The following is a 13788-nucleotide window of genomic DNA, read 5'->3' on the forward strand; positions in this document are numbered from 1 at the left end:
AGCCGGGCGCCGCCCTTCGACAGGCTCAGGAACCGGCCCGTGTCGAAACCAACCCCTGCCTGACGGTCACTCGGTGAAGGTCAATCCCGGCAGGAGGTCCTTCTTGGCGGTGTCGACGGCCGGGGTCTTCGCCGGCTGGCCGCCGGGGGCACTGTCCGACGCGTACACCAGCGGTACGGCCTTCGTGCAGGCGCTCGGATCCGACGACGGCAGAGCGAAGTCGCTGACGGTCGAGTAGACGGGCGTCCGGATGCGGTCGAGCATCTCGTACATCGTCCACACGCCGACCGGCTGCGACTGTCCGCCCGACGCGATCTGCGACTGGATCTGGCCGCAAGCGAGCGCACTGATCTCGATCACCGAGACGTCGCCGGCCTTCTTGGCCTCCTTCTCGTCGGTGATCTCGGTGCGGTCCTTGATGCTGAAACCGCTGCTCAGATGACGGCCCTCGGGCAGCAGGTACAGGTCCGGTCCGGACTGCTCGACGGTCCAGCCCTTGGGCGTGGCGAAGCTGACGGTGATCGCCGTGTCGCCGGTGCCGATCTGATGGTCGACCTTCACCGAACCCGTATCGGCGCCCTTCTCCGAATGGCAGGCCGACAGGGTGGCCGCAAGGGCCGTCAGGGCTCCGACGGCGGCGATGGTCGTGCGGTTCACGGCACTCTCCTAGAAGGCTCGGGGTCACGTCAGAGTAGCCCGGCGGAACGGACAGAAGGGGCATCACGGCGCGACGCGTTTGGTGAGCCGACGTGCAGAGGACCCCTTATATAAGGTACAAACGGCAGCGAGCAGCGTTTCTCTCTACGAAGGGCACCCGTGGCCGCCACCGATACCGATTCCCCCGCCGTGCGTCGGCTCGTCATCGTCGAGTCCCCGACCAAGGCCCGCAAGATCGCGGGCTACCTCGGCGGCAACTACATCGTGGAATCCTCCCGCGGTCACATCCGTGACCTGCCCCGCGGTGCCGCCGACGTGCCCGCCAAATACAAGGGTGAGAAGTGGGCGCGCCTCGGTGTGAACGTCGACCACGACTTCGAGCCGCTCTACGTGGTGTCCGCCGACAAGAAGTCGACGGTCACCGAGCTCAAGTCCCTGCTCAAAGAGGTCGACGAGCTCTATCTAGCCACGGACGGTGACCGCGAGGGAGAAGCCATCGCCTGGCATCTGCTCGAGGTCCTCAAGCCCAAGGTGCCGGTCAAGCGCATGGTGTTCCACGAGATCACCAAGCCCGCCATCATCGCCGCCGCCGAGAACCCGCGCGACCTGGACATCGACCTCGTCGACGCCCAGGAGACCCGCCGCATCCTGGACCGCCTCTACGGCTACGAAGTGTCCCCGGTGCTGTGGAAGAAGGTCATGCCGAAGCTGTCGGCGGGCCGCGTGCAGTCCGTCGCCACCCGGATCATCGTCGAGCGGGAGCGCGAGCGCATGGCGTTCGTCTCGGCCGACTACTGGGACCTCGCCGCCACCATGGATGCCGGCGCCGACGCCGGTGCCCCCCGCACCTTCTCGTCCCGTCTCGTCTCCGTCGACGACGCCCGCGTCGCCGCCGGTCGTGACTTCGGGCCGGACGGCAAACTGAAGAAGGCCGCCGGCACGGTCGTGCTCGACCAGGCGAAGGCGACCGCGCTGGCCGCCGGCCTGGACGGTGCCCGGATGACGGTGTCGTCCGTCGAGGAGAAGCCGTACACCCGTCGCCCGTACGCGCCGTTCATGACCTCCACCCTCCAGCAGGAGGCCGGCCGCAAGCTGCGCTTCTCGTCGGACCGCACCATGCGCATCGCGCAGCGGCTGTACGAGAACGGCTACATCACCTACATGCGTACCGACTCGACCACGCTGTCCGATTCGGCCATCGGCGCCGCCCGCGCCCAGGCCAAGGAGCTGTACGGCGCCGACTTCGTGCACCCGACGCCGCGCCAGTACACCCGCAAGGTCAAGAACGCGCAGGAGGCGCACGAGGCCATCCGCCCCGCCGGTGAAAGCTTCCGCACCCCCGGTCAGGTCGCGAAGGATCTGGACACCGACGAGTTCCGCCTCTACGAACTGATCTGGCAGCGCACCGTCGCCTCCCAGATGGCCGACGCCAAGGGCACCACCATGAGCCTGCGGATCGGCGGCACCGCCGCCACCGGCGAGAGGGTCGTGTTCGCGTCGTCGGGCCGCACCATCACGTTCCCGGGCTTCCTGTCCGCCTACGTCGAGACCGTCGACGCCGAGGCCGGTGGCCAGGCCGACGACGCCGAGAACCGGCTGCCGAACCTCGTCGAAGGCCAGCAGCTCACCGCCACCGAGCCGACCGCCGACGGTCACCAGACCAATCCGCCGGCCCGCTACACCGAAGCGTCGCTGGTCAAGGTGCTCGAAGAACTGGGCATCGGCCGCCCGTCGACCTACGCGTCGATCATCGGCACCATCCAGGACCGCGGCTACGTGGTGAAGAAGGGCAACGCCCTGGTGCCGTCGTGGGTGGCGTTCGCCGTGGTCGGGCTGCTGGAGGGCTACTTCAACAGTCTCGTCGACTACGACTTCACCGCCTCCCTCGAAGACGATCTCGATCAGATCGCCGAGGGCAAGGAGAACCGCACCCGCTGGCTGAGCGAGTTCTACTTCGGCGACGACGGTGCCGACTCCGGCGACGACGCGGCCGGCGCGATCGCGCGGCTCGGCGGACTGAAGCAGCTCGTCGGCGTCAACCTCGAAGGCATCGACGCCCGCGAAGTGAACTCCATCAAACTGTTTGACGACTCCGACGGCCGCCCCGTCTACGTGCGTGTCGGCCGCTTCGGCCCGTACCTGGAACGCAACGTCGCCACCGGCGACGCCGAGCCGGACCTGCAGCGCGCCAACCTGCCCGCCGACATGACGCCGGACGAACTGACCATCGAGGTCGCGGAGAAGCTGTTCGCCACCCCCCAAGAAGGTCGTGAACTCGGCGTCGACCCGGCCACCGGCCACAAGATCGTGGTGAAGGAAGGCCGCTTCGGTCCCTACGTCACCGAGATCCTGCCTGAAGACCCCGACGAGGGTGACGCGGGTGCACCCGCCACCATCCCGGCCGGCCCGACCCCGCCCGACGGGGGCCAGACCCTGCCGGCCGGCGGCTCCGGTGACGAGGTCGTCGCCCTCGACGAGGTCACCGCCGGCACCGTCGCCACCAAGGCTCCGGCGAAGGCGGCCAAGAAGGTCGCGAAGAAGGCGGCGAAGAAGGCCGGCCCCAAGCCGCGCACCGGGTCGCTGCTCAAGACCATGGACATCTCGACCGTCACGCTCGACGACGCGCTCAAGCTGCTGTCACTGCCGCGCGTGGTGGGCGTCGACCCGGGTGACGGCGAGGAGATCACCGCGCAGAACGGCCGCTACGGCCCGTACCTGAAGAAGGGCGCCGACTCGCGGTCCCTCGCCAACGAGGAGCAGCTGTTCACCGTCACGCTCGACGAGGCGCTGAAGATCTATGCCGAACCCAAGCGTCGCGGCCGTGCCGCGGCCGCCCCGCCCCTGCGTGAACTGGGCGACGACTCGGCCAGCGGCAAGCCTATGGTCATCAAGGACGGCCGCTTCGGCCCCTACGTGACCGACGGCGAGACCAACGCCAGCCTGCGCAAGGGCGATGAGGTCGCCACCATCACCCCGGAGCGGGCGATGGAGTTGCTCGCCGATCGTCGGGCCCGTGGTCCGGCCAAGAAGGCCACCAAGAAGGCGGCCAAGAAGACCGCGAAGAAGACGACGGCGAAGAAGACGGCCGCCAAGAAGACCGCGGCCAAGAAGGCGTAGCCGGCCGTTCTTCGCGTTCCGCGAGGTTCTTTCCGCTCCTTGAGCGTCGACCCGCTGCTCGAGCTTCGCCCGCTCCTTGAGTTTCGCCCGCTCCTTGAGCTTGTCGAAAGGAGGCAGTGCTCGCGTCGACAGGTGGTCGACCGGCTTCAGCGTCAGACGATCTGGTCCTCCACCCGGCTGCCCGGGTCGTGGGTGTCGTCGTCGGTGTCGGTGAGTACGTCCGGGGCGATCCGGTCCAGCTTGGGCCGTGCCAGCAGGGTCTCGATGCCGCGGCCGCGCAACTCCACGCCCTCGCCGATCTCCCAGTTCTCGGCCTCGGCATCCGAGGCGAGGAACACGGCGCGTGCCGAACCCAGTACGCGGGTGCGCTCGTCCTTCGCCAGCTCGGTGAGGCGGGCCGCCTCGTTCACCGGGTCGCCGATCACCGTGTACTCCAAGCGCTGCTGCGAACCGATGTGCCCGGCCACGGCCTTGCCCGCCGACACACCGATACCCATGTCGACGTCACCGAGACGGCGGGTCAGCTCCACTCGCAGGTCGCGGCCGGCGGCCAGGGCCGCCCCCGCGAAGTCGTCGATCTCGAGCGGTGCGCCGAAGATGGCCAGCGCCGCGTCGCCCTGGAACTTGTTGACGAAGCCGCCGTGCCGGCCGACCACCTCGACGACGATCTCGAAGAACTCGTTGAGCAGGTCCACCACCTCGCGCGGCGGACGCGTCACCGCCAGTCGGGTCGAGCCGACGATGTCGACGAACAGGACGCCGACGTAGCGTTCCTCGCCGCCCAGCTCGGTGCCGCTCTCGATGGCGCGGCGCGCGACGTCCTCGCCGACGTAGCGGCCGAACAGGTTGCGCAGTTCCTGGCGTTCACGGAGGTCGTCGACCATGTCGTTGAAGCCGGCCTGCAGCAGACCGAGATCGTTGCGGTCGTAGATCTTGACGGCGACGTTCAGGTTGCCGTTGCGGACCTGATTCATCGCCATCCGCAGCTGCTTGATCGGGTCGGTGATGGAACTGACCAGACGGGTCAGCGCCAGGATGCCGAAGGCGATCGCGGCCACCGCCATCCACAGGACCGGGCGCTGGATGTCCTGGGCGCTGGCGGCGAGCACGTGGGTCCGCTGCAGAGTGATCAACACGATGATGACGGCCATCGGCAACGCCACGGTGATCAGCCAGAAGATGGTGATGCGCGTGGTGATGCCCGGAGCCGGAGTGTTCTCCGGCTCGTTGGCCATCGCGGCGACCGTGATCGGCCGCAGCACCCGCTCGGCTTGCAGGAAGCTGAGCACGCACGTCACCACACCGCCGACGGTGCTCGCGATCGCCACCAGTACCGCGTCCTTGGTGGAGACGCGCAGACTGAGCCCGGTCAGCAGGATGCCGCCGATCAGCCAGAGACCGGCGTTGACGTAGGTGAGCAGCATGGGCAGCGCGAGTGCGCGGTGCCGGGACTTCGCGTCGTCGAGGCGGCTGCGGCGCCGATGCCAGATGAGGACCGGCATGCTCAGACGGATCGACGCCCAAGCGCCGATGAGCACGGCGACGACCAGATACGCCAGGAAGAAGACCTGATTCTGGGCGCTGATCTCGTTCAGGCTGATCGCGTCGGCGTCGGGCATGCCGAACCGCAGGAACGCGAACGTGAACAGTGCGCCGAGCAGGTTCGCCCGCAGCATGTCGAGGGCAAGAATCGGCCACGGCGTGTGCGCCAGCCAGCGCGCCGTATGCAGGTTCTTGGTGAACCTCGACCGAGTTCGTACCACGTTGTCCAAGGTTACCGGGGGTGCTTGCAATAGTTAACGGTTCGCCGGTGTCGGGTCTGTCTGAACAGGGCTTTAGTCTGGACGATGTGACGAATGTCTTTGACGCGCTGATCGGCCAGGACGCGGTCGCGACCGAGTTGACCGCGGCCGCGACCGCCGCCCGAGGGGCGGCCGCATCGCTGGACGAGACCGACCTGGGCGCCGTCTCGATGTTCGGCGACGAGATCGCCAGGCCGGCCGGCGGATCGGCGATGACCCACGCCTGGCTGTTCACCGGGCCGCCCGGTAGCGGTCGTTCGGTGGCCGCCACCTGCTTCGCCGCGGCCCTTCAATGCCAGGACCCCGGACAGGTGGGGTGCGGCGAATGCCGCGCCTGCACGACGGTGCTCGCCGGTACGCACGGCGATGTGCGGCACATCGTGCCCGAAGGCTTGAGCATCTCGGTGGCCCAGATCCGCGACATCGTGCAGATGGCCGCGCGCCGGCCGACCACCGGTCGCTGGCAGATCGTCGTCGTCGAGGACGCGGACCGGCTCACCGAGCAGGGCGCCAACGCCCTCTTGAAGGCCGTCGAGGAGCCGCCGGAGCGCACCATCTTCCTGCTGTGCGCGCCGTCGGTGGCACCGGAGGACATCGCTGTCACCCTGCGATCCCGATGCCGGCACGTCGGGCTGACGGCACCCGGCGCCGACGCCATCGCGCAGGTGCTGACGGCCGAAGGCATCGACGCCGATCAGGCGCAGTGGGCGGCGAGTGTCGCCGGTGGGCACGTCGGCCGTGCCCGTCGCCTGGCCACCGACGAGAAGGCGAGAGCCCAGCGGGAGCAGGCGCTGGCGCTCGCCCGCGCCGCGGTCCGCGAGGGCGAGATGTACGCCGCGGGTGAAGCGCTGGTGAAGGCGGCGACCACCGTCGCCGACCAGCTGGCCGCCGAACTCGACGAGCCGGAGACCGAAGAACTGATGACCGCCCTCGGTGCGGGCGGCACCGGGAAAGGCACGGCCCGGCCGCCGCGCGGCACCGCAGGCGTGATCAAAGAACTGGAGAAGCGGCAGAAGTCGCGGCGCACCCGGATCGTGCGCGACAACCTCGACCGCGCGCTGGTCGATCTGGCGGCGCTGTTCCGGGACGCGCTCGCGCTCTCGATGGGGGCACGGGTGACGTTGATGCACCCGGACAAGGAAGCCGATCTGACGTCGGCGATGGCGGCCTACGCGGCGCCGGAGAAACTACTGGGCTGCATCGAGGCAGTGCTCGAATGCCGCACCGCGCTCGACGAGAACGTCAAACCGAAGTTCGCGGTCGACGCGATGATGGTGCGGATCGGCGGGGAACTCCGCCGCCGCCGCTCCGCCTGAGACTATTCGGAGTCGTCGGCCTTCTCGGCTGCCTTCTTCGCTTCGTGGTCGGCGAGCGGATCGTCTCCGCCGGCGCCTTCGAGGACGGTCAGCTCGTTGTCGATCGCGGCGGAGACGGCCTCGGCCTTCTCCTTGATCTTGTCGGTGAACTCAGACATGCCTCGAGTGTAGGCCTGCCGTCGAATCCGCTCCGAACAGTGCCGCAGAGTCTTATCCTCGGTGGGCAGGAGGCGATCGGTATGACGACTGCGACCCGTCCACCCCGGACAGTACGAGTGCGGCACTGGCAGCTGGCACCCGGCGATGCCGCGTCCGGCATCGGCGAGGCGGACGGTGCGGGCCCGGTAGCGTTGGTGGATCACCGGACGTTCTATCCGCTCGGCGGATTCTCCAAGTCGCTGCACTTTCTGCTGCATCAGGGGGATCTGCTGTTCGGCGACGCCGTCCGGCACGGGGGCGCGCCCCTGCGCTACCACCTGCGCGGCGGTCCCGCGCCGGTGGTGGTGATCTACGAGCCGTCGGACATCAAGAAGCTGATGCTCGCCGACGAAGCGGATGCGCCGTCGTCGGTGCGGCAGTCGCCGCTGGCCCCGATCGTCGGGCCCGAATCGGTGCTGACCTCGGTGGGGGACCGCCACCGTCAGCAGCGTGCACTGCTGCTGCCGCGGTTCCACGGCAAGGCGGTCGCCGCGTATCAGGAGAGCATCGCGCGAGCCACCGACGCCGGCCTGCGGTCGTGGCCGGTGGGCACCGAGGTGAAGCTGGTCGACATCGCACAGCAGATCACCCTCGACGTGATCATGTCGGCCGTCTTCGGACTGCCTGATCCGAAGGACGCGACACCTGCCGAACGATCCATGCGCACCGCGATCCTGCGGCTGCTGGGTCTGTCCACGACGCCTCTGGCCACGGCCACCCAGTTGGCGAACATGCGCAGTGAACGTCCGGTCGGCGTGCTCAAGATGGTGCTCGCGATGGTCGACCGCACCGTGTACCGCGTGCTCGACGAGCGCCGCGCCGCCGGCGACCACGACTCCCGGGACGACATCATGGCGTTGCTGCTGTCGGCGCGCACCGAGGACGGGAAGCCGCTGTCGGACAGCGAGATCCGCGACGAGTTGATGACGCTGTTGCTGGCCGGTCACGAGACCACCGCCAACACCGTCGCCTGGACCTTCGAACGCCTCACCCGCACGCCCGGCGTCTACGCCGACGCGCGCGACGCCGCCCGGGCCGGCGACGACGGCTACGTGGAGGCGCTGGTCAACGAGTCGATGCGGGTGCGGCCCGTGGTACCGATCATCGGCCGCGAACTCCTCGCGCCGTTCGAGTTCAGTGGCATGCGCGTGGAGCCCGGCAACAACGCGCTGGTGAGCATCCTGTTGCTGCACCACCGCGACGACCTGTATCCCCAACCGTTCGCATTCCGTCCGGAACGCTTCCTCGGTGTCCGCCCGAATCCATATGAGCTGATGCCGTTCGGCGGCGGTATCCGCCGCTGCCTGGGTGCCCCGCTCGCCGTCGCCGAACTGCACACCGTGGTCGGCGAGATCCTCCGACGGGTCGACCTGAAGACCACCGACCGCCCCGCCGAGGCGCCCCGCGCTCGCAATGTCACGATGATCCCGTCCCGCGGCGGGCTGGTGCACGCCACGCGCATCGACTGAAAACAGCGCGCACGAAAATGGCAGGGTGAGCGTCACCGAGGGCAGATCGCCCCCGGTGACGCCTCCACTGCCATCTTCGTGCAGTACCGCGTGAGACGAGAACAACGACGGCCCTCCCGGGTGAACCGGAAGGGCCGTCTGGTGGAGCCGCCTAGGAGAATCGAACTCCTGACCTAGTCATTACGAGTGACTCGCTCTACCGACTGAGCTAAGGCGGCGTGCTGTCGAAAGACAACGTGCTCGATGGTAGCTACTGCGGCTCTGATTAGGCAAAACCGGGGCCGCACACCTAGGGTGCATCCCGTGTCGAACAGCGGAAAATCGGCCTGGGCCGGCGTCAGCCTCGCCGTCTTCGCGGCGGCCTGGGGCGGCAACGAGTTCACGCCGCTGCTGGTCATGTACCGCGGCCACTCGCACATCTCCGGCGTCGTCGTCGACGCCCTCCTGTTCACCTACGTACTCGGCATCGTTCCGGCGTTGCTGATCGGTGGACCGATGTCCGACCGCTACGGACGACGCCCCCTCATGCTGCCGTCCCCGCTCATCGCCGCCCTCGGCTCGGCCCTGCTGGCCGCCGGCGCGCACTCGGTGGCCCTGCTCGCCGTCGGCCGCGTCTTCAGCGGCATCGCCCTCGGCCTCGCCATGGCCGTCGGCGGCAGCTGGATCAAAGAACTCTCCGACCGGGCCGGGGCCTCGGCCACCGCCGGCGCGCGCCGCGCGGCCCTGTCCCTGACCGCCGGCTTCGGACTGGGTGCCGCCGTCGCCGCCCTCCTCGCCCAATGGGCGCCGTGGCCCAACCAGCTCGCGTACCTGATCAACATCGCCCTCGCTCTCGTCGCGTTCACGCTGCTGCTCGGCGCACCCGAGACCCGGCCTACCTACCGGCTCGAGGATCGGGGCGGCTCGCTTCTCGACGACCTGAAGATCCCGTCCGCCGGCCGCCGCCGCTTCTGGCTGACCGTCGCCCCCACCGCACCCTGGGTGTTCGGCACCTGCGCCGTCGCCTACGCCGTCATCCCCGCCCTGCTCACCGAACGGACCTCCGGCTGGGAGATCGTGTTCGCCGGACTGTGCTGCCTGATCGGCCTGACCGCCGGATTCTTCGTCCAGACCCTCGGCCGCCGCATCGACCGGCCCGGCTCCCCGCTCAGCAGCGTCGTCGCCATGATCCTCGCCGGCACCGGCATGGTGCTGGCCGCAGTCTCCGCCGCCACCACCTCCATCGCCGTCGGACTCGTCGCCGCCGGCGTCCTGGGCTGCGGCTACGGCATGACCCTCATCTCCGGTCTCCTCGAAGTGCAGCGCATCGCCGGACCGAACGACCTCGCCGGACTCACCGCCGTCTTCTACAGCCTCACCTACCTGGGCTTCGCGTCCCCCGCGATCATGGCGTGGCTCAACGAACACACCGGCGTCGGCTACCCGGCCATGCTGACCTTCGGTGCCGTGATGTGCCTGGTGTGTCTGGTCGTCGTCGCGGTCAGCAAACGAGGCCCCGTCCCCGTAACCCGTAGACACCGCGAGCAAGCCGTCGACATCTGACCCAGACTCGTCGTATAGCGACACTGAGCGCGCATACGCAGGTGAGTGACGCTATACGGGGGAGTAGGGCGAACGGCGGATCAGTCGGGGTAGCCGTCCGGGTTCTGTGACTGCCATCGCCACGAATCGGCGCACATGTCGTCCACGGTGCGCGTCGCCCGCCAGCCCAGCTCGGCGTGCGCGCGGGACGGGTCCGCCCAGTACGCGGGCAGGTCGCCGGGGCGACGGGAATCGATCGCGTACGGGATCTCCTGGCCGCTCGCCTTCGCGAAAGCGTTCACCAGTTCCAGCACCGAGACCCCCTCGCCGGTGCCGAGATTCCACACCGACCAGGCGTCGTCGGTCGCGTCCAGCTTGTCCAAGGCCGCGATGTGCCCGGCCGCCAGATCGTCGACGTGAATGTAGTCGCGGACACCGGTGCCGTCCTCGGTGTCGTAGTCGTCGCCGAACACCGACAGCTTGTCCCGCTTACCGACCGCGACCTGCGTGATGAACGGCATCAGATTGTTGGGAATACCGCTCGGATCCTCGCCGATCCGTCCGCTCGGGTGCGCGCCGCCCGGATTGAAATACCGCAGCACGGCGATCCGCCACGACTCGTCGGCATCGGCCACGTCGTGCAGCACCTGCTCGATCATCACCTTCGTCCAGCCGTACGGATTGGTCGCCGAGGTGGGCATGTCCTCGGTCCGCTCCCGCACCGGATTGTCGCCGTAGACGGTGGCCGACGACGAGAACACGAACTTCCGCACCCCGTGCGCGTCCATCGCCCGCAGCACCGAGAACGTGCTGTCCAGATTGTTCTCGTAGTAGTCGAGAGGCTTCGCCACCGATTCGCCGACCGCCTTGAACCCGGCGAAATGGATCACCGCATCCAGCTTCTCGGCGTCGAAGATCGCATTCGTGGCGGCGTGATCGGTCAGATCGACGCGATAGACCGGGATGGTCTTGCCCGACAGCTCCTCCAGCCGGCCGATCACCGACGGCTTGGAGTTGGCGAAGTCGTCCGCGATCACCACGTCGTGCCCGGCATCGAGGAGTTGCAGGGCGGTGTGCGAGCCGATGTAGCCGGCACCACCGGTGACCAGAACGCGCATGTGATTCCTTTCGACGAGCTCAAGGAGCGGAGACAGGCTCAAGGAGCGGGGACGAACTCAAGGAGCGGAGAGAGGCCGCTGCGTCTTCGCATACGACGCTTCCACATCATCCTTGCTGGGAGCCCACCAGTCACTGTGATCTCGGTACCAGTCGATGGTGGCCGACAGGCCCGACTCGAAGTCGGTGTAGCGGGGCGTCCACCCCAGTTCGGTACGCAGACGGGTCGAGTCGATGGCGTAGCGGCGGTCGTGCCCGGGACGATCGGTGACGAAGTCGAACGCATCCTCCGGCCGGCCCAGCAGCCGCAGAATCGTCTTCACCACGGTCAGGTTGTCCACTTCGCCGTCGGCGCCGATCAGATAGGTCTCCCCGTCGACGCCCTTGTCGATGATCGTCCAGACGGCGTCGTTGTGGTCGTCGACGTGGATCCAGTCGCGCACGTTGCGGCCGTCGCCGTAGACCTTGGGGCGCAGACCGGTCAGCACGTTCGTGATCTGCCGGGGGATCAGTTTCTCCACATGCTGGTAGGGGCCGTAGTTGTTGGAGCAGTTCGAGAGGGTGGCGCGCACCCCGAACGACCGCACCCACGCGCGCACCAGGAGATCGCTGCTCGCCTTGGTGGAGCTGTACGGGCTCGACGGGTTGTAGGGCGTCGACTCGGTGAACTTCGACGGGTCGTCGAGGTCGAGATCGCCGTACACCTCATCGGTGCTGATGTGGTGCAGCTTCACATCATGCCGGCGCACCGCCTCCAACAGCACCGAGGTGCCGACGACGTTGGTCTGCACGAACACGGACGGATCGCGCAGCGAATTGTCGTTGTGCGATTCGGCCGCGAAGTTCACCACCAGATCCGCCCCGGCCACCAGGGGATCGACCGCGTCGGCGTCGGCGATGTCACCCTTCACCACGCGCAGCCGGTCGGCGACCGGTTCCAGTGTCCGCGGATTCGCGGCGTAGGTGAACTTGTCCAAGACGGTCAGCTCGACGTCGGGCCGCGTCGCAAGAGTGCGCAACACGAAGTTGGAGCCGATGAAACCGGCCCCGCCGGTCACCAGAACCCGCATCGCTCCTCGCTTTCCCCAGGGTGCCCCGAGGATACCGATAGGGTGGCACCATGCGCGGAATCATCCTGGCCGGCGGCACGGGGTCGCGGCTGCACCCGATCACTCTCGGGGTGAGTAAGCAGCTGGTCCCGGTCTACGACAAGCCGATGATCTACTACCCGCTCTCGACCCTCATGCTGGCCGGGATCCGCGACATCCTGATCATCACCACCCCGCACGACCGTGCGTCGTTCGAGCATCTGCTCGGCGACGGTTCGCAGTTCGGGATCGAGTTGACCTACGCCACGCAGGACGAACCGAAGGGTCTGGCACAGGCGTTCGTGATCGGCGCCGACCACATCGGCGACGACTCGGTGGCCCTCGTCCTCGGCGACAACATCTTCTACGGGCCCGGACTCGGCGGACAGCTGCAGCGCTTCGACGCCGTCGAGGGCGGCGCGATCTTCGCCTACCGGGTGGCGGACCCGTCGTCGTACGGGGTGGTCGAGTTCGACGACACCGGCAAGGCGATCTCGCTGCAGGAGAAGCCGGCGCAGCCGAAGTCGTCGTACGCGGTGCCCGGACTGTACTTCTACGACAACGAGGTGGTCGAGATCGCGCGGGGCCTGACGCCGTCGGCGCGCGGCGAATACGAGATCACCGACGTCAACGCCGAATACCTGCGACGCGGCGCACTGAACGTCACGGTCCTGCCGCGTGGCACCGCCTGGCTCGACACCGGCACCTTCGATTCGCTGCTCGACGCCGGAAACTTCGTGCGCACCGTCGAGGAACGCCAGGGCCTCAAGATCGCGGTGCCCGAGGAGATCGCCTGGCGCCTCGGCTACATCGACGACGATCAGCTGCGGGCGCGGGCGAGTGAACTCGCCAAATCCGGGTACGGCGCCTACCTGCTCGATCTGATCGAGGCGGGAAACCACTGATGCAGGTACGTGCGCTGACGATCCCGGGCGCCTGGGAGTTCACCCCCGTCCAGCACGGCGACGATCGGGGACTGTTCCTGGAGTCGTTCAAGCAGGACGTCCTCAGCGACCTGATCGGTCACGAGTTTCACGTGGCACAAACCAACACCTCGGTGTCGGGCACCGGCGTGCTGCGCGGCGTCCACTACGCCGACGTCCCGCCGGGACAGGCCAAATACGTCACCTGCACCGCCGGCGCGGTGATCGATGTGGTGGTGGACCTGCGCGTGGGGTCGCCGACCTTCGGGGAGCACGACATCGTCCTGCTCGGCGATCTGGACCGCAAGGCCGTGTACCTGTCCGAGGGTCTGGGCCACGCCTTCTGTGCGCTCGCCGACTTCTCGACCGTCACCTACCTCTGCTCCACCGGATACAACCCGGGCGCCGAGCACGGCATCAGCCCGCTCGATCCGGCACTGGGCATCGAGTGGCCGACCGTCGACCGCGGCGGCGCGCCTCTGGAGTTCATCCTGTCCGACAAGGACCGCGACGCCCCGACCCTCGCCGGGGCGAAAGCCGCCGGAGCGCTGCCCAGCTGGACGTAGCCCAGTCGATGCTCG

11 protein-coding genes and 1 tRNA gene are annotated in these 13788 nt (G+C 68.1%); 6 read left to right on the forward strand and 6 right to left on the reverse strand.

What is annotated here, in order from left to right:
* Positions 1 to 66: 66 nt before the first annotated feature.
* A complete protein-coding gene (locus QM774_RS12270) occupies positions 67 to 657 on the reverse strand; it encodes a hypothetical protein (protein WP_414976140.1) in 591 nt (196 codons plus the stop codon).
* Between the two features lie 159 nt (positions 658 to 816).
* On the opposite strand from QM774_RS12270, the gene topA reads away from it, so the two are divergent.
* The gene (topA, locus tag QM774_RS12275; RefSeq protein WP_414976141.1) at positions 817 to 3774 is read left to right on the forward strand and encodes a type I DNA topoisomerase; all 2958 of its coding nucleotides are present in this window, start codon (positions 817 to 819) and stop codon (positions 3772 to 3774) included.
* Between the two features lie 152 nt (positions 3775 to 3926).
* Here topA and QM774_RS12280 read toward each other — a convergent pair whose 3' ends face one another.
* Positions 3927 to 5450: an adenylate/guanylate cyclase domain-containing protein gene (locus tag QM774_RS12280; protein ID WP_414976659.1), complete on the reverse strand. Its 1524-nt coding sequence runs from the start codon at positions 5448 to 5450 to the stop codon at positions 3927 to 3929.
* A gap of 173 nt (positions 5451 to 5623) precedes the next feature.
* On the opposite strand from QM774_RS12280, the gene QM774_RS12285 reads away from it, so the two are divergent.
* Entirely contained in the window at positions 5624 to 6892 is a 1269-nt protein-coding gene (locus QM774_RS12285) for a DNA polymerase III subunit delta' (RefSeq protein WP_414976142.1), read from the forward strand.
* Between the two features lie 2 nt (positions 6893 to 6894).
* Here QM774_RS12285 and QM774_RS12290 read toward each other — a convergent pair whose 3' ends face one another.
* Positions 6895 to 7050 (reverse strand): hypothetical protein, encoded by a 156-nt coding sequence (locus tag QM774_RS12290; protein WP_414976143.1) that lies wholly within the window; start codon positions 7048 to 7050, stop codon positions 6895 to 6897.
* An 81-nt stretch (positions 7051 to 7131) separates the two neighbouring features.
* Between QM774_RS12290 and QM774_RS12295 the strand changes: the two genes are divergently transcribed.
* A complete protein-coding gene (locus tag QM774_RS12295; RefSeq protein WP_414976144.1) occupies positions 7132 to 8559 on the forward strand; it encodes a cytochrome P450 in 1428 nt (475 codons plus the stop codon).
* A gap of 142 nt (positions 8560 to 8701) precedes the next feature.
* Here the strand turns inward: QM774_RS12295 and QM774_RS12300 are convergent.
* A tRNA-Thr gene (locus QM774_RS12300) sits at positions 8702 to 8777 on the reverse strand.
* A gap of 85 nt (positions 8778 to 8862) precedes the next feature.
* On the opposite strand from QM774_RS12300, the gene QM774_RS12305 reads away from it, so the two are divergent.
* Positions 8863 to 10101 carry an MFS transporter gene (locus QM774_RS12305; RefSeq protein ID WP_414976145.1) on the forward strand — a complete coding sequence of 413 codons (1239 nt, stop codon included), beginning with the start codon at positions 8863 to 8865 and terminating at the stop codon, positions 10099 to 10101.
* Between the two features lie 80 nt (positions 10102 to 10181).
* On the opposite strand, the gene galE is transcribed toward QM774_RS12305, so the two are convergent.
* Together galE and rfbB are read right to left on the reverse strand one after the other, a co-directional pair.
* Positions 10182 to 11198: a UDP-glucose 4-epimerase GalE gene (gene galE / locus QM774_RS12310; protein ID WP_414976146.1), complete on the reverse strand. Its 1017-nt coding sequence runs from the start codon at positions 11196 to 11198 to the stop codon at positions 10182 to 10184.
* A 57-nt stretch (positions 11199 to 11255) separates the two neighbouring features.
* On the reverse strand, positions 11256 to 12266 hold the full coding sequence (gene rfbB, locus QM774_RS12315; protein WP_414976147.1) for a dTDP-glucose 4,6-dehydratase: 1011 nt from the start codon (positions 12264 to 12266) through the stop codon (positions 11256 to 11258).
* A gap of 50 nt (positions 12267 to 12316) precedes the next feature.
* On the opposite strand from rfbB, the gene rfbA reads away from it, so the two are divergent.
* Positions 12317 to 13189 carry a glucose-1-phosphate thymidylyltransferase RfbA gene (gene rfbA / locus QM774_RS12320; RefSeq protein ID WP_414976148.1) on the forward strand — a complete coding sequence of 291 codons (873 nt, stop codon included), beginning with the start codon at positions 12317 to 12319 and terminating at the stop codon, positions 13187 to 13189.
* Positions 13189 to 13773 (forward strand): dTDP-4-dehydrorhamnose 3,5-epimerase family protein, encoded by a 585-nt coding sequence (locus tag QM774_RS12325; protein ID WP_414976149.1) that lies wholly within the window; start codon positions 13189 to 13191, stop codon positions 13771 to 13773. Before rfbA ends, QM774_RS12325 begins: the two co-directional genes overlap by 1 nt.
* Positions 13774 to 13788 lie beyond the last annotated feature (15 nt).

The sequence above is a fragment of the Gordonia sp. (in: high G+C Gram-positive bacteria) genome, from assembly GCF_047600565.1.
In the GTDB taxonomy this organism is placed as follows: domain Bacteria; phylum Actinomycetota; class Actinomycetes; order Mycobacteriales; family Mycobacteriaceae; genus Gordonia.